General features: G+C 70.9%; 14 protein-coding genes and 1 tRNA gene. 11 read left to right on the top strand and 4 right to left on the bottom strand.

Annotated elements, in window-relative coordinates; translation table 11 throughout:
- The first annotated feature begins 19 nt into the window (after window positions 1-19).
- Entirely contained in the window at window positions 20-1,462 is a 1,443-nt protein-coding gene (gene pyk / locus ABZV93_RS09250; RefSeq protein WP_354932735.1) for a pyruvate kinase, read from the top strand.
- Window positions 1,463-1,527: 65 nt separating this feature from the next.
- On the opposite strand, the gene ABZV93_RS09245 is transcribed toward pyk, so the two are convergent.
- A tRNA-Leu gene (locus ABZV93_RS09245) sits at window positions 1,528-1,613 on the bottom strand.
- A 126-nt stretch (window positions 1,614-1,739) separates the two neighbouring features.
- Between ABZV93_RS09245 and ABZV93_RS09240 the strand changes: the two genes are divergently transcribed.
- The 7 genes from ABZV93_RS09240 (at window position 1,740) to ABZV93_RS09210 (ending at window position 9,815) form a co-directional block, all read left to right on the top strand.
- Window positions 1,740-2,381 (top strand): response regulator, encoded by a 642-nt coding sequence (locus tag ABZV93_RS09240; protein ID WP_354932733.1) that lies wholly within the window; start codon window positions 1,740-1,742, stop codon window positions 2,379-2,381.
- A gap of 156 nt (window positions 2,382-2,537) precedes the next feature.
- Window positions 2,538-3,782, top strand: coding sequence for a branched-chain amino acid ABC transporter substrate-binding protein (locus tag ABZV93_RS09235; protein ID WP_354932731.1), 1,245 nt, complete (start codon window positions 2,538-2,540; stop codon window positions 3,780-3,782).
- A gap of 164 nt (window positions 3,783-3,946) precedes the next feature.
- The gene (locus tag ABZV93_RS09230; protein ID WP_354932729.1) at window positions 3,947-4,957 is read left to right on the top strand and encodes a branched-chain amino acid ABC transporter permease; all 1,011 of its coding nucleotides are present in this window, start codon (window positions 3,947-3,949) and stop codon (window positions 4,955-4,957) included.
- On the top strand, window positions 4,954-6,114 hold the full coding sequence (locus tag ABZV93_RS09225) for a branched-chain amino acid ABC transporter permease (RefSeq protein WP_354932727.1): 1,161 nt from the start codon (window positions 4,954-4,956) through the stop codon (window positions 6,112-6,114). Before ABZV93_RS09230 ends, ABZV93_RS09225 begins: the two co-directional genes overlap by 4 nt.
- Complete coding sequence (locus tag ABZV93_RS09220) at window positions 6,111-7,127, top strand: ABC transporter ATP-binding protein (RefSeq protein ID WP_354932725.1); 1,017 nt, start codon at window positions 6,111-6,113, stop codon at window positions 7,125-7,127. The genes ABZV93_RS09225 and ABZV93_RS09220 overlap by 4 nt, the downstream gene beginning before the upstream one ends.
- On the top strand, window positions 7,120-7,827 hold the full coding sequence (locus ABZV93_RS09215; RefSeq protein WP_354933324.1) for an ABC transporter ATP-binding protein: 708 nt from the start codon (window positions 7,120-7,122) through the stop codon (window positions 7,825-7,827). The genes ABZV93_RS09220 and ABZV93_RS09215 overlap by 8 nt, the downstream gene beginning before the upstream one ends.
- Before the next feature lie 164 nt (window positions 7,828-7,991).
- The gene (locus ABZV93_RS09210; protein WP_354932723.1) at window positions 7,992-9,815 is read left to right on the top strand and encodes a GNAT family N-acetyltransferase; all 1,824 of its coding nucleotides are present in this window, start codon (window positions 7,992-7,994) and stop codon (window positions 9,813-9,815) included.
- On the opposite strand, the gene ABZV93_RS09205 is transcribed toward ABZV93_RS09210, so the two are convergent.
- Window positions 9,787-10,533, bottom strand: coding sequence for a DUF554 domain-containing protein (locus tag ABZV93_RS09205; RefSeq protein WP_354932721.1), 747 nt, complete (start codon window positions 10,531-10,533; stop codon window positions 9,787-9,789). The genes ABZV93_RS09210 and ABZV93_RS09205 overlap by 29 nt on opposite strands.
- 383 nt (window positions 10,534-10,916) lie before the next feature.
- On the opposite strand from ABZV93_RS09205, the gene ileS reads away from it, so the two are divergent.
- On the top strand, window positions 10,917-14,051 hold the full coding sequence (gene ileS, locus ABZV93_RS09200; RefSeq protein ID WP_354932719.1) for an isoleucine--tRNA ligase: 3,135 nt from the start codon (window positions 10,917-10,919) through the stop codon (window positions 14,049-14,051).
- Window positions 14,052-14,064: 13 nt separating this feature from the next.
- On the opposite strand, the gene ABZV93_RS09195 is transcribed toward ileS, so the two are convergent.
- A complete protein-coding gene (locus ABZV93_RS09195; protein ID WP_354932717.1) occupies window positions 14,065-14,484 on the bottom strand; it encodes a hotdog fold thioesterase in 420 nt (139 codons plus the stop codon).
- On the opposite strand from ABZV93_RS09195, the gene polA reads away from it, so the two are divergent.
- Window positions 14,483-17,269, top strand: coding sequence for a DNA polymerase I (polA, locus tag ABZV93_RS09190; protein WP_354932715.1), 2,787 nt, complete (start codon window positions 14,483-14,485; stop codon window positions 17,267-17,269). The genes ABZV93_RS09195 and polA overlap by 2 nt on opposite strands.
- A gap of 25 nt (window positions 17,270-17,294) precedes the next feature.
- On the opposite strand, the gene ABZV93_RS09185 is transcribed toward polA, so the two are convergent.
- The gene (locus ABZV93_RS09185; protein ID WP_354932713.1) at window positions 17,295-18,104 is read right to left on the bottom strand and encodes a class I SAM-dependent methyltransferase; all 810 of its coding nucleotides are present in this window, start codon (window positions 18,102-18,104) and stop codon (window positions 17,295-17,297) included.
- 114 nt (window positions 18,105-18,218) lie between these two features.
- Between ABZV93_RS09185 and ABZV93_RS09180 the strand changes: the two genes are divergently transcribed.
- Window positions 18,219-19,547 (top strand): M18 family aminopeptidase, encoded by a 1,329-nt coding sequence (locus ABZV93_RS09180; RefSeq protein WP_354932711.1) that lies wholly within the window; start codon window positions 18,219-18,221, stop codon window positions 19,545-19,547.
- The last annotated feature ends 6 nt before the right edge of the window (window positions 19,548-19,553 follow it).

Below are 19,553 nucleotides of genomic sequence, written 5' to 3'. Positions count from 1 at the left end.
CGGGCATAGGCTCGGGTCCGTGCGTCGCGCAAAGATTGTCTGTACCTTTGGTCCTGCTACCTCCACGCCGGAGCGGATTCGTGAGCTGGTCGACGCCGGCCTCGACGTCGCCCGGCTCAACCTGAGCCACGGCACCTATGCCGAGCACGAGCGGATCTATCGCATGATCCGCGAGGCGGCGGAGGAGTCCGGTCGTGGAGTCGGGGTCCTGGTCGACCTCCAGGGGCCCAAGATCCGCCTCGGGAAGTTCGCCGAGGGCTCGGCGAACCTCGTCTACGGTGACCGCTTCACGATCACCACCGACGAGTGCCCCGGCGACGCGTCCCGGGCCTCCACCACCTACGAGGGGCTGCCCGGCGACGTCGGTGTCGGCGACCGGATCCTGGTCGACGACGGCCGGCTCATGCTGGAGGCCGAGGAGGTCACCGACACCGACGTGGTGACCCGGGTGCTGATCGGCGGCAAGGTCTCCGACCACAAGGGGCTCAACCTCCCCGGCGTGGGACTGTCCGTCCCGGCCATGTCGGAGAAGGACCACGAGGACCTGCGGTGGGCGCTGCACCTGCGCGCCGACATGATCGCGCTGTCGTTCGTACGCTCTGCCCGCGACGTCGAGGACGTCCGCCGGGTCATGGCGGAGGAGGGCGTCCGGCTCCCGGTCATCGCCAAGATCGAGAAGCCGCAGGCGGTCCAGAACCTCGAGGAGATCATCGACGCGTTCGACGCCTTCATGGTGGCCCGCGGCGACCTCGGCGTGGAGATGCCGCTGGAGGACGTCCCGCTGGTCCAGAAGCGCATCGTCGAACTCGCCCGCACCAACGCCAAGCCGGTGATCGTGGCCACCCAGATGCTCGAGTCGATGGTCAACGCCGCCCGGCCGACCCGCGCGGAGGCCTCCGACGTCGCGAACGCCGTGCTGGACGGCACCGACGCGGTGATGCTGTCGGGGGAGACCAGCGTCGGCATCTATCCGATCGAGGCCGTACGCACCATGGCCCGCATCGTGGAGACCACCGAGGAACACGGCCTGGACCGGATGGCCGGTATCGACTGGGAGCCGCGCACCAAGGGCGGCGTGATCGCCAAGGCGGCCGCCGAGGTGGCCGAGCGGCTCGGCGCGAAGTTCCTGGTCGCGTTCACCCAGTCCGGAGACACCGCGCGCCGGCTGGCCCGCTACCGCTCCCGGGTGCCCCTGCTGGCGTTCACCCCGGAGGAGATCGTCCGGCAGCAGTTGGCCCTCACCTGGGGCGTGGAGACGTTCCTCGTGCCCACCGTGTCGCACACCGACGAGATGGTGAAGCAGGTCGACCGCGCACTGCTGGCGGTCGGACGCTGCCGGCGCGGTGACAGCGTGGTGATCGTGGCGGGCAGCCCGCCCGGGCTCCCCGGCGGGACCAACGCGCTGCGAGTGCACCGCATCGGCGACGCGGTTGCCCAGGCGGCACCGGCCTACCGGGTCTGAACCGAAGAGCTCTGCTGAACCAAGAAGGTCCGAGCTCGGAGAGATCCGAGCCCGGACTGGGCCGCTGGTGCCGGGTGTGGGATTCGAACCCACACGCCCTTTCGGACAACGGCTTTTGAGGCCGTCATGTCTACCATTCCATCAACCCGGCAGGTCGCGGGATGAATCTTACCCGGTCCGGTCCGGCGATCGGCGGCAGCCGCCGAGGGGTACGCTGTCGGCGCTGTAGGCCCCCTACGCCACCCTGTACGTCATCCGTCCGCAGGAGGACCGCGCCGTGAGCAACCCCACCGAGCGTGCACCGCGCCGGGTCGTCGTGGCCGAGGACGAGGCACTCATCCGGCTCGATCTCGCCGAGATGCTCGGTGAGGAGGGCTACGACGTCGTGGGGCAGGCCGCCGACGGCGAGCACGCGCTCAACCTCGTGCGGGAGCTTCGGCCCGACCTCGTGATCCTGGACGTCAAGATGCCCCGGCTGGACGGCATCAGCGTCGCCGAGGCCATCGGCAACGAGAGCATCTGCCCGGTCATCATCCTCACCGCGTTCAGTCAACGCGAGCTGGTCACCAGGGCGAGCGAGGCCGGCGCCATGGCGTACCTCGTGAAGCCCTTCACCAAGGCCGACCTGGTGCCGGCGATCGAGATCGCGGTGTCGCGGTTCACCGAGCGCGCCCAGCTCGAGAGTGAGGTGTCCAGCCTCACCGAGCGCCTGGAGACCCGCAAGCTCGTCGAGCGGGCGAAGTCGATCCTGCAGCAGAAGTTCGGGCTGTCGGAGCCGGACGCGTTCCGCTGGATCCAGAAGACCGCCATGGACAAGCGGGTCGCGATGCGCCGGGTCGCTCAGCTCGTCGTCGACGAAGGTGACGGAACGGCAACGGACAGTGCCGAAACCGGGCCTTCGGACCCCTCGAGCCAGTAATTTCGTCCATTTCGCTCATCTCTTGGGTTACGAGACGGTAAGAGGCTCGCGAGGTTCGTTCATCGACCGTGCCCGACCGGCTAGTCTCTCTCCACCGCGGGCCAGGCCTGGCCTGCCGCAAGCGTCACCTGACGTTGCTTGGCAATGGAGGATTTCGTGTACAGAACACGACTCGTTCGTGTGCTGGCGTTGACGGCGGCCCTGTCGCTCGGGGTCGCCGGATGCGCGCAGAACACCGACAAGACCGGTGAGAACAAACAGAGTGGGGGCGGCCAGGCCAACGCACCGGCGATCAAGGCCGACCCGGCACCGCAGCTGCCCACCGACGCCGCTCTGCCGGCCGGTGACGGCAAGGGCAAGTGCGGCAAGGTTTCCATCGCCTACATCGGCACCATCGCGGGAGCCAGCGCCGCGCTCGGCCTGAACATTCTCAACGGCGTGAAGCTCGCGGTGAAGGAGCACAACGCCGCCAACCCCGGCTGCCAGGTGACCCTAAAGCAGTTCGACTCCGAGGGCAGCCCCGACAAGGCGCCCGGCGTGGTGACGCAGGCGATCAACGACAAGTCGATCCTCGGCGTCGTCGGCCTGGCGTTCTCCGGTGAGTCCAAGGCGGTCGGCAAGGCGTTCAACGACGCCGGTCTGGTGACGGTCACCCCCTCGGCGACCAACCCCAACCTCGCCAAGAACGGCTGGAAGACGTTCTTCCGCGGGCTGGGCAACGACGCCGTGCAGGCGCCGGCCGTGGCCGCCTTCATCAGCGACCAGCTCAAGGCCAAGAAGGTCTGCGTCGTCCGGGACGACTCCGAGTACGGCATCGGCCTGGCCGACCTGGTGACCAAGTCGCTTGGCGACAAGGCCTCCTGCCAGCAGAAGGTCAAGACCGGTCAGAAGGAGTTCTCCGCCGTGGTCGGAGCGATCGACTCCCAGAAGCCGGACGCGGTGTTCTACTCCGGCTACTACCCCGAGGCCGCGCCGTTCGTGCAGCAGCTGCGTGACGACGGCTTCGAGGGCTCCGTGGTCGCACCCGACGGTGTGCGCGACGACGAGTTCGTCAAGAACGCGGGTGGTTCGGCGGAGGGTGTCTACCTCAGCTGCCCGTGCCTGCCGTCGGCCGGTTTCACGAAGTTCACCAAGGACTACAAGGCGCTGGCCAAGCGCGACCCGTCGACGTACTCCCCGGAGGGCTACGACGCCACCACCATCCTGCTCAAGGGACTGGACAAGGGGCTGAAGACCCGGCCGGCGATGCTCAACTACGTCAAGAACTACCAGGGCCAGGGCCTCACCAAGCAGTTCAAGTGGAACGCCGACGGTGAGCTCACCCAGACCCCGGTGTGGATGTACGAGGTCAAGGACGGAAAGATCGTTCAGCTGAAGGACATGAGCAAGGCCACCTCCTGATCGTTCGACCCTGATCGTCTGACGCAGGCGGGCTCCGGGTACGTCGCCTCCTTCCGGGGGCGAGTACGGCGACGTACCCGGAGCATTCGCGGGAACGGCCCCGCTCGACGTCACCAGGGAACGCGCCACCGCCGGACGCGCCCAAGAAAAGACAGGTCGCCCCTTTGACGTATCACCTAGCGCTCACCCTCGCCCAGACCGAGAGCCACTGGATCGACTTCAACGTCGGGCTCCTCAAGAGCGAGTTCTGGTCCAACACCGTCGACGGCCTGGCGTACGGCAGCATCTACGCCCTGGTGGCGATCGGCTACACCCTCGTCTACGGCGTACTCCGCCTCATCAACTTCGCGCACTCGGAAGTGTTCGTGGTGGGCGCGTTCGGTGCCTACTTCACCTTCGTGGGACTGGGCTACGAACCCGGGCCGACCCTCGACTCCGGGGTCGTCCCGCTCATCGTCAACCTGCTGTTGGCAGGGATCGTGGCGATGATCGCTTCGGGGGTCATCGCGCTGGTTCTCGAACGCGTCGCCTACCGCCCGCTTCGCAAACGCAACGCGCCCCGGCTGGTCTTCCTGATCACTGCGATCGGCGCGTCGTTCGCCATCCAGCAGGCACTGCTGATCTGGCGGGGCGGCAACCCCGAGCCCGCGATCCGGCTGCTGCGCCCGCAGGCGGTCTTCGAGTTCGGCGCCACCAGGATCACCAACATCCAGATCATCGTGTTCGTCGCCTCGCTGCTCCTGCTGGTCGTGGCGGACGTCTTCGTCGGGCGCACCCGGCTCGGCCGCGGCATCCGCGCCGTCGCCCAGGACCCCGACACCGCGGCCCTGATGGGCGTCAACAAGGAACGCGTGATCATGTTGACGTTCGTCCTCGGTGGCGTGCTGGCCGGTGCGGCGTCGTTGTTCTACGTCATGCAGATCCCACAGGGCGTGCTGTACAACGGCGGGTTCCTGCTCGGCATCAAGGCGTTCACCGCGGCGGTGCTGGGTGGCATCGGCAACCTGCGCGGCGCGCTGCTCGGCGGCCTGCTGCTCGGCGTGGTGGAAAACTACGGCCAGTCGCTGTTCGGCGGGGAGTGGCGCGACGTCGTCGCGTTCGTTCTCCTCATCGCCATCCTGATGGTCCGCCCCACCGGCATCCTCGGTGAGTCGCTCGGGAAGGCCCGCGTATGAGCGCCGGCGTCGGTACGCAACCGGACCAGGGCTCCGCGCGGGCGCCGTTCGGCCAGCGGGTACGCGACTGGTGGAACTCCCGCAGCCGGGCCGAGCAGTGGATGATCACCATCCCCGTGGTGGTGCTGGTCTACCTCCTCCCGATGCTGAACGTCTTCCCGCTGTCCACCGAGCCGTGGACCGACTACGAGCTCGCGTTGTTCAACGCCGCCCGGCTCGGCCTGATCGCCCTCGGCCTCAACGTCGTGCTGGGCCAGGCGGGCCTGCTCGACCTCGGCTACGTCGGCTTCTTCGCCATCGGAGCGTACGTCGCGGCGATCATGACCAGCCGGGACTCCTTCCTGCACAACCCGCACTACTCGTGGCTGGTGGTCGTCCCGGTGGCGATGGCGGTCACGATGATCTCCGGCGTGCTGATCGGCACGCCGACGCTGCGGTTACGCGGGGACTATCTCGCGATCGTCACGCTCGGGTTCGGCGAGATGGTCCGGCTGCTCGCGGACAACCTCGACCCGCTGCGCGGCAACCGCGGCTTCCAGGACGTCGGCCGCCCGCCCGGCACGCACGCCGACGGGTCGCCGTTGTTCACCCAGACCGACGGCAGACCGTGGTACTGGCTCACAGTCACGTGCATCATCGTGATCCTGCTGCTGATCGGAAACCTCGAACGCAGCCGGGTGGGACGTGCCTGGGTGGCGATCCGCGAGGACGAGGACGTCGCGGAGCTGATGGGCATCCCGACGTTCCGGTTCAAGGTGTGGGCATTCGTGATGGGCGCCGCGATCGGCGGGCTGTCCGGTGTGCTGTACGCCGGCCAGGTCGGCTTCGTCAACAACCAGCGCTTCGACGTGGTGACGTCCATTCTGTTCGTCGCCGCGGTGGTGCTCGGTGGCTCCGGCAACAAGGTGGGCGTACTCCTCGGTGCTCTGGTGATCTCCTACCTGCCCGACCGGTTCCAGCTCGCACCGCAGTACCGCTTCCTGGCGTTCGGCCTGGCACTGATCATCTTGATGATCTTCCGTCCGCAAGGCCTCCTTGGCGCTCGTCAACGGCTCCTTGCGCGGGGACGGCAGGCCTACCAGCGGCTGGTGGGAGCTCCGGAGCCGGTCTCGGCCGACAGCGCCCTCACCGAACAGGGCAAGGGAGGCGACCTGTGAGCGACACCCAGCCGGGGACCCAGCCCGGCCAGCCCGGCCGGCCAGGCCAGTCCGGCGACCCCGGCCGGTCCACGTCCGAGGGCTCGGTCGTGGCCGGCGTCCCGGCCGACCCGGCCGCCCCGCCCGCGGAAGGCCTGTCCGCCGAGGTCCGCGAGATGACCGAGGAGGAACGCGCAGCCCACTTCGCCGACGTGGCGGAGGCGGTCGCGCCCGACCGGGACATCGCGGTCGGAGTCGGCGAGACGCTGCTCGAACTCCGCGACGTCACCTTGCGGTTCGGTGGCCTCACGGCGCTGGACACGGTGTCGTTCGAACTGCGGCGCGGGGAGATCCTCGGTCTGATCGGGCCGAACGGCGCCGGCAAGACGACCTGCTTCAACGTGATGACCGGCGTCTACCGCCCGACCTCCGGCCAGGTCCGGCTGGAGGACCGGCCGCTGGGCCGGCTCAAGCGGCACCGGATCACCCGCTACGGCATCGCCCGTACGTTCCAGAACATCCGGTTGTTCGACGAGATGACGGCACTGGAGAACGTCGTGGTCGGCGCCGACGCCCGGCACCGCACCAGTGTGGTCGGCGCGCTGTGCCGGCTGCCGCGGCACTGGCGGGAGGAACGCGAGGGCGTCGAGCGTGCGATGGCGCTGCTGGAGTTCGTCGGCATCGCCGACCGTGCGGCCGACCGGGCCAAGAACCTCCCGTACGGCTACCAGCGCCGGCTGGAGATCGCCCGGGCGCTCGCGACCGAGCCGAAGATCCTCTGCCTGGACGAGCCGGCCGCCGGCTTCAACCCCGCCGAGAAGGACGACCTGATGTCGTTGATCCGGCGGATCCGCGACGACGGCTACACCGTCCTGCTCATCGAGCACGACATGCGCGTGGTGATGGGGGTGACCGACCGGATCGTCGTCCTCGAGTTCGGCAAGAAGATCGCCGACGGCACGCCGGCGGAAGTCCGCGACAACCCGGCCGTGGTGGCCGCCTACCTGGGGGTCCCCGACGATGGCGCTGCTTGAGATCGCCGGCATGTCCGTCCACTATGGCCGGATCGAGGCGCTGCGCGACATCTCCCTCACCGTTGAGGAAGGCGAGATCGTCACTCTGATCGGGGCCAACGGCGCCGGCAAGACGTCCACGATGCGCGCGGTCTCCGGGCTGATTCCGCTGTCCCGCGGCAGCATCAGGTTCAACGGCGAGGACATCACCCGGCTGCGCGCCGACCTGCGGGTGCGGCGCGGGATCTGCCAGTCGCCGGAGGGGCGCGGAGTGTTCCCCGGCATGACGGTGCGGGAGAACCTCGACATGGGGTGCTACGCCCGCAAGGACCGGAAGGGCATCGACGCTGACTTCGAGCGCGTGTTCGAGTTGTTCCCTCGGCTGAAGGAACGCATCTCCCAGCAGGGCGGCACGTTGTCCGGTGGCGAGCAGCAGATGGTGGCGATCGGCCGGGCGCTGATGGCGCGGCCGCGGCTGCTGCTGCTGGACGAGCCGTCGATGGGGCTGGCCCCGCAGTTCATCCAGCAGATCTTCGCCATCATCACCGAGATCAACCAGCAGGGCACCACGGTGCTTCTGGTCGAGCAGAACGCCCAGCAGGCGCTGACCAGGGCGCACCGGGGCTACGTGCTGGAGACCGGTTCGGTCACCCGTTCCAGCGCCGCCGACGAGTTGCTCGCCGACCCGGCGGTCAAGGAGGCCTACCTCGGCATCGCCTGAGGACGGGTCCTCCGGCCACGCCTGCGGTACGCCCGAGGGCCGGGCGGATCGGTGGGCGGTCCGGTGGGCGGATCGCTCGCAGGGTCCCGAGCCGGGCGGAAAGCCGCGGCGCGCACTTCGCAATCGGTGCATGCGCGTCCCTGCGACCCGGAACACTGGGGGCCATGGAGTGTCGGAGCAGGCGGCTGCTCATCCGGGACTTCGTCGAGGCCGACCGGAGCGCTGTCCGGATGTGGCGGGAGGATCCCGACGTCACGCGGTATCTCGACAAACAGGCCGGCACGAGTCCGGACGCGTGGTTCGACGCGGTGCGCCGGTTCAACGCGCAGACGCCGCGCACCTCCCACGACTCGGCGATCGTGCTGCGGTCGTCCGGCGTGGTGATCGGCTGGATCGGGATCGCCCGGTCCTTCGACCCGAGAGCCGGTGAGCTGACAGTCGGGTACGCGCTGGACCGGTCGGCCTGGGGCCACGACTACATGACCGAGGCGCTCATCGCCGTGCTGTCCTACGGCTTCGGCAAGTTGGGCGTACGCAGCATCTCCGCCCAGTGCTACACCGCCAACGGCGCGTCCGCGCGGGTGATGGAGAAGGCCGGGATGAAGCTCGCCGGCCCGGCGCTGTCGGCCGACCCGAGCCTGGGCCACAGCGTGCGGTACACCGCCGAACGCGACACCTGGCGCCGGCCCGGACGTCGCCGGCTCGGCCTGGCGGTGGCCATCGCGCTGCTCGCCCTCGTCGGCTTCCCGCTCGGAGCGGACCCGGTGCTGCGCGCCCTCAACCCGCCGGCGCCACCCACCGACGCTCGGTTGGTGCCGTGGGTCCCGCGCGGTGACCTCGCCGACAACCGGGACTTCATCGCCGAGGCCACCCGGGTGTGGCGGGAGTCGACCGGGCAGACGATGCCGGGCGAGCTGAGCAAGATCTACGCGGTGTGGGCCGGCCGGATCGGCGCGGGCCGGGTCGCGCTGCTGCAGGGCGTCGGCAAGGACGGTCACAGCTACGTCGCCCAGATCGCCGACCGCGGCCGGCCCCCGGCGCTGCGGCTCGATCGCCAGGAACGGCTGGGCGACCCGCCACCGAGGGCACTGGTGATCAACTACTCCGGAGTCCCTTCCGGGCCGGGCGAGGACGCGGCGGTGATGCGGCTGGTCCTGGCGCCCGCCGACTCCACCTCGGGCGCGGGCGTGCCCGCCTCCCAGGCCGGAGCCGGGGACGTCGTGCCGACCGCCCGCCTGCGGCTGTGGCGCCGGGTGGGGGACAAGCCGCTCGGCCGGGACTCGGAGTGGGCCGAGGTCCGGCCGGCCGGGGACGGCCTGACCACCGCCTGGCACCACGACGACCGGCGCTCGCCGTACGGCAGCGTCGTGGTCTTCGACCGGCCGCTGACCGACGGCACGGACTCGGTGACCACTGTCGCCGCCGCGCCCGAACACCTCGCCGTCGGGCTCCCGCCGGTGCAGCTGGAGAACCCGACCTGGGGAGGCACCCGGCGGCTGGATCTCGCGGCCTACGACGACGGACGGGCCGTGCTGGCGGAGTCCGCCGCGATGACCGTGGCCCGCGGCCTGGACATCTCACTGCTCGCCGAGGAGCGCGACGGAGCCGGCCGGATGGCCGTGGTCGAGCTACGCGGCCGGCAGGGCCACAAGGTCGCGGTGGTCGCCTGGCGGGGGCGTCACCTGGAGTGCGTGGCCACCATGGACGTGCCCCGGCTGGTCCGCCGGCGTGCGGTCGCGCTGGGCTGTCTCAACGCACGTTCCGGGCTGCTCGTGGTGGCGGCCGTGCCCGGCCCAGGTGCCAGTCAGGTGGTCCTGCGGGACGCCCGGTGGCGCCCGGTGCTGCCGGTCGCGGGCGATGACGGCCGGGTGGTGCGCCTGCCGGCCGGGGCCGAACCGCTCCCGCTGTCGTGCACCGTCGTCAGCTCCGGGGGCGGACACGAGCGAGGCCCGGTGGACGTCATGCCCACGCTGACACCAGGGCCGTGAACAGAGGTGCCAGCAGGAGGGCGGGCAGCAGGTCGCCCACCGGCAGCTGCTTGATCCGCAACAGCCGCAGCGCGACCCCGACCAGCAACAGCCCGCCGGTGGCGGTCAGTGCCGAGACCTGACCGGTGGACAGGAACGTTCCCGCCAGTGCGCCGACGACCGTGAGCCCGCCCTGAACCACCAGGACGGTGAGCGCGGCGGCGGCGACGCCCCAGCCGAAGGAGGCCGCGAACGCCACCGAGGTGATCCCGTCCAGCGTCGCCTTGAGCGCCAGCTGCTGCGAGCCGCGCCCGAGACCGTCGGAGATCGAGCCCAGGACGGTGAGCGGGCCCACGCAGAACAGCAGCGACGCGGCCACGAACCCCTCCACGAACCGGCGGCGCTCCGGTGAGGCCGCCCGGCCGGCCAGCCGTGCCTGCAGCCGGTGGCCCAGACCCTCCAGGCGGAGTTCGAGCCGCAGCAGTGACCCGATCACCCCGCCGGCGACCAGCGAGGCGAGGACGATCAGCATCGGCGCGTTCGGGCCCACCAGGCCCACCAGGGCCGGATCCCGGACGGCGTAGGCGGCGAACGCCGCGATCAGCAGGGTGACCAGGCCGATCGCGTCGGTCACCACGTCCCGGGTGCGGCCGGGCAGGCGGTGGCCGAGCAGGACGCCCAGGCCGGTGCCGACCAGGATCGTGGAGACGTTGAGCAGGGTGCCGAAGCCGCGGAGCACCACCCGAACACTACGAGACCACCCGCGGCGGCGGCTCCTCCGCCCGGACCGCCCGGACCGTGTGGTTCCGGGCCGATCCGTGGCGATCCGAGGGATACGAGATACCGGCTGGCGCGCGTCGGTAGTCTTGGCGTACAGGCGTCGACCCGGCCATCACCGGCGAGCCTCCGGAAGAACGGCGCCCCTCGGGGCTCCTACTAGACCCGGACGGGTCCGGCCCGTGACAGCCGGCCAACGAGCGGGCCCGACCGCGACTCCCCGTCGCGACCGGGCCAAGCGAGGTGGTACCGCGGGCACGCGCCGACCGGTGGCGCGGGTTCGTCCTCGCACGACCGCACGGCACGAGCGCACAGCTCGCGCTGCGACCCGAGGACGCCTGCGAGATGAGCTACCCCCGACACCGCGACGACGCGAAGGTGCCCGCCTCCCCGTCGTTCCCCGATCTCGAACGCGAGGTGCTCGACCACTGGGAGGCCGACAAGACCTTCCAGGCCAGCGTCGACCAGCGCCCGGCGGGTGAGCGTGGCGACAACGAGTTCGTCTTCTACGACGGTCCGCCGTTCGCCAACGGCCTGCCCCACTACGGCCACCTGCTGACCGGGTTCGTCAAGGACCTCGTTCCCCGCTACCAGACCATGCGCGGCCGCCGGGTCGAGCGCAGGTTCGGCTGGGACTGCCACGGCCTGCCGGCCGAGGTCGAGGCCGAGCGCGAGCTGGGCATCTCCACCAAGCGGGAGATCGTGGAGCTCGGCGTCGAGCGGTTCAACGAGGTCTGCCGCACGTCGGTGCTGCGCTACACCTCCGAGTGGGAGAGCTACGTCAACCGCCAGGCCCGGTGGGTCGACTTCGGCAACGACTACAAGACGCTCGACCTGTCCTACATGGAGAGCGTCATGTGGGCGTTCAAGACGCTGCACGACAAGGGGCTGGTCTACCAGGGGTTCCGCGTGCTGGCGTACTGCTGGCGGTGCGAGACGCCGCTTTCCAACACCGAGACCCGGATGGACGACGTCTACCGTGACCGGACCGACCCGGCGAGCACGGTGTGGTTCGAGCTCGAGACCGGTGAGCGGATCCTCGCCTGGACGACGATGCCGTGGACGCTGGTGCCCAACGTCGCACTGGTCGTCGGGCCCGACATCGACTACGCCGTCCTCGAGCACGAGGGGCACCGCTGGATCCTCGCCGAGGCCCGGCTGGACGCCTACGCCGCGGAGTTCGAGGGCGCCACCCGGGTGGGGACGCTCAAGGGCAGCGAGCTCGTCGGCCGCAAGTACAACCCGCTGTTCGACTTCCTGGCCGACGCGATGGCGGAGGTGCCCGCCGCGTTCACGGTGCTGGCCGGGGACTTCGTCTCCACCGAGGACGGCACCGGCGTCGTCCAGGTCGCGCCATCCCATGGTGAGGACGACTTCAACGTGTGCACGGCCGCCGGCATCCCGGTGATCGTCACCGTCGACGACCACACGCGGTTCACGTCGGTCGCGCCGAGGTTCGAGGGGCTGCAGGTCTTCGAGGCCAACCGGCCGCTGCTGCGCGAGCTACGGGAGCGGGGCGTCCTGTTCCGCCAGGACAGCTACACCCACCCCTACCCGCACTGCTGGCGGTGCGACACACCGCTCGTCTACAAGGCGGTGGACAGCTGGTTCGTGGAGGTCACGCGGTTCCGGGACCGGATGGTCGAGCTCAACCAGCAGATCGAGTGGACGCCGGCGCACGTGCGCGACGGGTCGTTCGGCAAGTGGCTGGCCAACGCCCGCGACTGGTCGATCAGCCGGAACCGCTTCTGGGGTTCGCCGATCCCGGTGTGGAAGTCCGACGATCCCAACTACCCGCGGACCGACGTCTACGGCTCGCTGGACGAGCTGGAGCGTGACTTCGGCGTACGCCCGACCGACCTGCACCGCCCCGGCATCGACCAGCTGACCCGGCCCAACCCCGACGACCCGACCGGCCGGTCGACCATGCGCCGGGTCCCGGAGGTGCTGGACTGCTGGTTCGACTCCGGGTCGATGCCGTTCGCCCAGGTGCACTACCCGTTCGAGAACACCGAGTGGTTCGAGAACCACTACCCGGGCGACTTCATCGTGGAGTACGTCCCGCAGACGCGCGGGTGGTTCTACCTCCTGCACGTGCTGGCGACCGCGCTGTTCGACCGGCCGGCGTTCCGCAACTGCGTGGTGCACGGCATCCTGCAGGGCGACGACGGGCGCAAGCTGTCCAAGAGCCTGCGCAACTACCCCGACGTGCGGGCGGTGTTCGACTCCTACGGCGCGGACGCGATGCGGTGGGCGCTGATGTCGTCGCCGGTGCTGCGCGGCGGGGACGCGATCGTGGCCGACACGGCGTTCCGGGAGGCCGTCCGGCAGTCGATCAACCCGCTGTGGAACGCGTACTACTTCTTCACCCTGTACGCGAACGCCGAGAACGCCCAGGCCCGCTGGCGTACCGACTCCACCCACGTACTCGACCGCTACGTGCTCGCGAAGCTGCACGACACGGTGGTGGAGACGACCGCGGAGCTGGATTCGTACGACATCTCCGGGGCGTGCGCGGCGGTGCGGTCGTTCCTGGACGTGCTGACCAACTGGTACGTCCGGCGCTCGCGGGACCGCTTCTGGTCCGGTGACCAGGACGCGTTCGACACCCTCTACACCGTGCTGGAGGTGCTGTGCCGGGTGGCGGCACCGCTGCTCCCGCTGGTGACCGAGGAGGTGTGGCGCGGGCTCACCGGCGAACGCTCGGTGCACCTGACCGACTGGCCGGACGCCGGCAGCCTGCCGGCCGACCCCGACCTGGTGGCCTCGATGGACGGCGTACGCGCGGTGTGCTCCGCGGCGCTCGCCCTGCGCAAGGCGAAGGGCCTGCGGGTCAGGCTGCCGCTGGCCAGCCTGACCGTGGCTGCACCCGACGCCGAGCGGCTGCGCCCGTTCGTCGACCTGGTCCGCGACGAGGTCAACGTCAAGGAGGTCCGCCTCGACGCCGACGTGGCGGCGCACTGTCAACGGGTGCTTTCGGTGGTTCCGCGAGCGCTGGGGCCGCGGCTCGGCAAGGACGTGCAGCGGGTCATCCGCGCGGTCAAGGGCGGCGACTGGTCGGTCGGCGACGACGGCGTGGTGGCCGGCGGTGTCACCCTGGCCGAGGGGGAGTACGAGCTGCGGCTCGTCCCGGCCCGGCCGGAGTCCTCGGCCGCGCTTCCGGGCGACGTCGGCGTGGTCGACCTGGACACCGAGGTGACCCCGGAGCTGACCGCCGAGGGCGTCGCGCGGGACGTGATCCGGGCGGTGCAGCAGGCCCGGCGCGACGCCGGTCTGGACGTCTCGGACCGGATCGCGCTGACGGTCACCTCGCCCGACGAGCAGGTGCGCGGGGCCGTCGACACCCACCGCGAGCTGGTGGCGGGGGAGACGCTCGCCCGTCAGCTCGAGGTCGGGAGCGAGCCGGTCGACGGCGCGGGACCGGCCGTCGAGGTCGGCGAGGGCTGGACCGTCCGGGTGTCCGTACGCAGGGAGGCCTGACCTCCCGGGGAGCTCAGCAGGCGCCGGGGTCGGCTGGTGGTTCGGCCGGTGGTTCGACGTCGCGGAGGTGACAGGTGAGGCGGGCGGTGCACACGCGCCGCCCGTCCTCGTCGCTGATCACCACCTCGTACGTCGCGGTGGTCCGGCCGCGGTGCAGCGGGGTGGCCACCCCGGTGACCGAGCCGCCGCGTACGCCTCGGTGGTGGGTGGCGTTCAGGTCCACGCCGACCGCGATCCGGCCCGGCCCGGCCCACAGCACTGCGGCGACCGAGCCCAGGCTCTCCGCGAGGACGCACGACGCGCCGCCGTGCAACAGCCCGAACGGCTGGGTGTTGCCCTCCACCGGCATCGTCCCCACGCACCGGTCCGGACCGGCCTCGGTGATCGTGATCCCGAGGCGTCGGTGGATGGGCGCTTCCGGCAACTGCGACATGCGACCAGTTGACCAGACGGCCGGTCGCCCGGTGCCGCCCGGTCGGCCCGGGCTGTCGGTGGGGACCACTAGAGTCGCCTCCGTGGCAGACGCACCCCGCACCGACCGACCCCGGCTCCTGCTCCTCGACGGCCACTCGCTGGCCTACCGGGCGTGGTTCGCCCTGCCGGCGGAAAACTTCTCCACCGCGACGGGCCAGACCACCAACGCGGTCTACGGCTTCACCTCGATGCTGATCAACATGCTGCGCGACGAGCAGCCGACCCACATCGCGGTGGCGTTCGACGTCGGGCGGCAGACGTTCCGCAGCGAGGCCTATGCGGAATACAAGGCCGGCCGGCAGAAGACGCCGGACGAGTTCCGCAGCCAGCTGCCGCTGATCAAGGAAGTGCTCGGCGCGCTCAACATCCCGTTCGCCGAGGCGGAGGGCTACGAGGCCGACGACGTGATCGCGACGCTCGCCACGGCGGCGGTGGCGCAGGGCCACGAGGTGCTCGTCGTGTCCGGCGATCGTGACTCGTTCTCCCTCGTCAGCGACGACCTGACGGTGATCTACCCAACCCGCGGGGTGTCGGAGGTCGCCCGGATCACTCCGGCGGAGGTGGAGCGGCGTTACGCGATCCCACCTGGGCGTTACAGCGACCTCGCCGCGCTGGTCGGCGAGACCAGCGACAACCTCCCCGGCGTTCCCGGCGTGGGGCCGAAGACCGCGGCGAAGTGGCTCAACCAGTACGGCTCGCTGGACGACCTGGTCGCGCACGTCGACGAGGTGAAGGGCAAGGCCGGCGAGTCGCTGCGGGCACACCTCGGGCAGGTGCTGCAGAACCGCCAGCTCAACGAGCTCGTCCGCGACGTGTCCCTCCCGTTCCAGCCCGGCGATCTCGCCCTGCGGCCGTGGGACCGCGACGCCGTGCACTCGGTGTTCGACGCGCTGGAGTTCCGGGTGCTGCGCGAGCGGCTGTTCGCGACCCTGCAGACCGCCGAGCCCGAGGCCGAGGAGGGCTTCGAGGTCACCGGCGCCGCACTGGAGCCGGGGCAGCTCGCGGGCTGGCTGGACAAGCACGCCAAGGGTGCGCCGGGCACGGTGCGCACCGGGCTGCACGTCCAGGGCAGCTGGGGGAGAGGCACCGGAGACGTCGCCGGTGTCGCGCTGGCCTCCTCCGACGGCACCGCCGTCTGGCTCGACCCGACCCTGATGACCCCCGAGGACGAGCAGGTCCTCGCCGACTGGCTCGCCGACGCCGCGCACGAGAAGGCGCTGCACGACGCGAAGGGCCCGATCCTCGCGCTCGCCGCCCGGGGCTGGACGCTGCGCGGCCTCACCAGCGACACCGCGCTCGCCGCCTACCTCGTCCGTCCCGACCAGCGGTCCTACGACCTGTCCGACCTCACCCTGCGCTACCTCCGCCGCGAGCTGCGCACCGAGACGGCCGACGACGGCCAGCTCAGCCTGGACGGCGTGGACGACTCCGGTGGCGTCGCCGACACCGCCATGGTCGCCGCCCGAGCCGTCATCGACCTGGCCGCCAAGCTCGACGAGGAGCTCTCCCAGCGAGGCGGTGCCCGGCTGCTCGGCGAGGTCGAGCTGCCGTTGGTGAGCGTGCTCGCCCGGATGGAACAGGTCGGCATCTGCGTGGACGCGGACCGGCTGTCGGAGCTGGAGGCCCACTTCGCCGGCCAGGTCAAGCAGGCCGCGGACGAGGCCTACCGCGTGATCGACGAGGAGATCAACCTCGGCTCACCCAAACAGCTGCAGGTCGTCCTCTTCGACAAGCTCGGCATGCCGAAGACCAAGCGCACCAAGACCGGCTACACCACCGATGCCGAGGCGCTGCAGCAGCTGTACGTACAGACCGAGCACCCGTTCCTCGCCCACCTGCTGGCCCACCGCGACGCATCGAGGCTGCGGTCCACGGTCGAGGGACTGCTCAAGACGATCGCCCACGACGGCCGCATCCACACCACGTTCAACCAGACCATCGCCGCGACCGGCCGGCTGTCGTCCACCGACCCCAACCTGCAGAACATCCCGATCCGCACCGAGGAGGGCCGTCGCATCCGGGAGGCGTTCGTCGTGGGGCCGGGATTCGAACGCCTGGTGACCGCCGACTACAGCCAGATCGAGATGCGGATCATGGCGCACCTGTCCGCCGACGCGGGGCTGATCGACGCGTTCAACTCCGGTGAGGACTTCCACGCGGCCACCGCCTCGCGGGTGTTCTCCGTTCCACCGGCCGAGGTGACGCAGGAGATGCGGGCCAAGATCAAGGCGATGAACTACGGCCTCGCCTACGGCCTGTCGGCGTACGGCCTGTCCCAGCAGTTGCGCATCGACACCGCCGAGGCCCGCGGGCTGATGGACGAGTACTTCGAGCGCTTCGGCGGCGTGCGCGACTACCTGCGCGGCGTGGTCGACGCGGCCCGCAAGACCGGCTACACCGAGACGATCCTCGGCCGCCGTCGCTACCTTCCCGACCTCACCAGCGACAACCGCCAGCGCCGGGAGATGGCCGAGCGGATGGCGCTGAACGCGCCGATCCAGGGATCGGCGGCCGACCTGATCAAGGTCGCGATGCTCGGCGTCGACGAGGCGCTGCGCAGCGCCGGCCTCACCTCCCGCGTGCTGCTGCAGGTGCACGACGAACTCGTGGTGGAGGTGGCGCCGGGGGAGCAGGCCCAGGTCGAGGAGCTGCTCCGCGCCCAGATGGGCGGCGCCGCCGACCTGACCGTCCCGCTCGACGTGTCCCTCGGCGAGGGGCGCACCTGGCACGAGGCCGGCCACTGAGCGGGCCGAGCCCATCTCGGTTCGCCTAGGGGCGTTGGCAGACGAAGATCGCCGTGCCGGGGAGCAGCCGGCCGCGAAGCGGGCTCCACCCGCCCCAGACGTTGGTGTTGTCCGCCGGCCAGGCGGGCTCCACCAGGTCGCGGACGACGAAGCCGGTCGCGGTCAGCGCGCGTACCCAGTCGCCGAGCGTGCGGTGGTACTCGGCGTACACCCACCGCCCGGACGAGTCGGTCTCGACGTACGGCGTCCGGTCGAAGTAGGACCGGTCGGCCACCAGCCCCGCCGGGCCCGGGTCGTCCGGGAACGCCCACCGCACCGGGTGGCTGACGCTGAACACCCAGCGCCCCCGCTCCCGCAGCACCCGGGCCACCTCGCGCAGCGCCGCATTGAGATCGGCGACGAACGGCAGCGCACCGTACGCCGAGCAGGCCACGTCGAACGCCGCGTCGGCGAACGGCAGCGCACTGGCGTCCGCGGTGATCACGGGCACCGTCACGCCGGTCACCTCGTCCAGCCGCCGGGCGTGCTGCGCCTGCCGGAACGACACGTCGACCCCGACCGGGTGAGCGCCGGCGGTACGAAGCCAGCGGGCGCACTGGGCGGCTCCGCAGCCCACTTCGAGGACTCGCAGCCCGCGTATGTCGCCGAGCAGCCCCGCGTCCGCCTCGTCCAGGCCCTCCGGTCCCCACACGAAGCCCGTGTCGCGCAGGAACTCCCCGTGTTCGTGCTGGTAGCCGTCGGCGTTGTCGTCCCACCACCGCCGGTTGGCCGCACCGGGCACCCGGGGGCCGTGCGCGTGGCCGGACGGTCCGGTGCTGCCTGAACCCTCGGTCACGCCACGCACCTTCCTCCGCTGAATCCCGCCGGGTCCTTTGACGCCGCCGGCTCATCGACGCCGCCGGTCGCTGGTCCGGCGGTCCTGTCGGACCAGCGCACTAGGATCCTCCGTATGTCCACTGAGCCCTCGACCGACTCCCCGTCCGCACCCGCGCGCTTCGCCGAAGCCGCCGGCCTGTGTGAGTTCATCGACGCCGCGCCGTCGCCGTTCCACGCCTGTGCCGAGGCGGCCGCCCGGCTGGAGGCGGCCGGGTTCACCGCGGTGGACGAGGCGGCTCGCTGGCCGCGCGAGCCCGGCCGCTACTACACCGTGCGTGGTGGCTCGCTGGTCGCGTGGAGCACCGAGCAGGCGACCGTTCCGCACACGCCGTTCCGCGTGGTCGGCGCGCACACCGACAGCCCCAACCTCCGGATCAAGCCGCACCCCGACTCCACCAGGGCGGGCTGGCAGGTCCTCGCCGCCGAGCCCTACGGCGGCCCACTGCTCAACTCCTGGCTCGACCGCGACCTCGGCCTGTCCGGCCGGGTCAGTGTCCGCACCTCGGACGGCACCGGCGAACGCCTGCTGCTGGTGGACCGCCCGATCCTGCGGGTGCCACAACTGGCGATCCACCTCGACCGCGAGATCCGCGAGACCGGCGTGAAGCTCAACCCCCAGCAGCACGTGTTCCCGGTCTGGGGGGTCGGCACCTCACCCGGTGACTTCACCGAGTTCGTTGCCGAGGAGCTGAAGGTCGAGCCCGGCGACGTGCTCGCCTGGGAGCTGATGACCCACGACCTCGCGCCGAGCAGCCGGATCGGCCGCGACGGTGACCTGGTGAGCGCGCCGCGGCTGGACAACCTCGGCACCACCTACGCCGGCGTACGCGCGTTGCTGAAGGCGGTGGAGTCTCCCGGAGCCGACCCGCTCGTGCCGGTGCTGGTGCTGTTCGACCACGAGGAGGTGGGCAGCGTCTCCGAGCGCGGCGCCGCGTCCACCCTGCTGCCCGCGGTCCTGGAGCGGATCGTGCTCGCCGGCGGCGGCGACCGGGAGGACCTCCTGCGGGCCCTCGCCGGGTCGATCTGCGCGTCCGGCGACATGGCCCACGCCACGCATCCCAACTATCCCGAGCGCCACGAGCCCCACCACCAGATCGCGGTCAACGGCGGCCCGGTGCTCAAGGTCAACGTCAACCTTCGTTACGCCACCGACGCGCGCGGCACCGGTGCGTTCGTGTCGGCCTGCGAGCAGGCCGGCGTCCCGCTGCAGCGGTTCGTCAGCCGCGCCGACATGCCGTGCGGTTCCACCGTCGGACCGATCACGGCCGCCGGCGTCGGTCTCACCACCGTCGACGTGGGTGCGCCGCAGCTCGCGATGCACTCCGCGCGGGAGCTGTGCGGAGCGGCCGACCCGGGGATGTACGTCGACGCGCTGGCGGCCTTCCTCGCGCCCGCGGGCTGAGGGCAC

Source organism: Actinopolymorpha sp. NPDC004070 (assembly GCF_040610475.1).
Lineage (GTDB): Bacteria > Actinomycetota > Actinomycetes > Propionibacteriales > Actinopolymorphaceae > Actinopolymorpha.
This window is presented reverse-complemented; position numbering and strand designations above follow the sequence as displayed.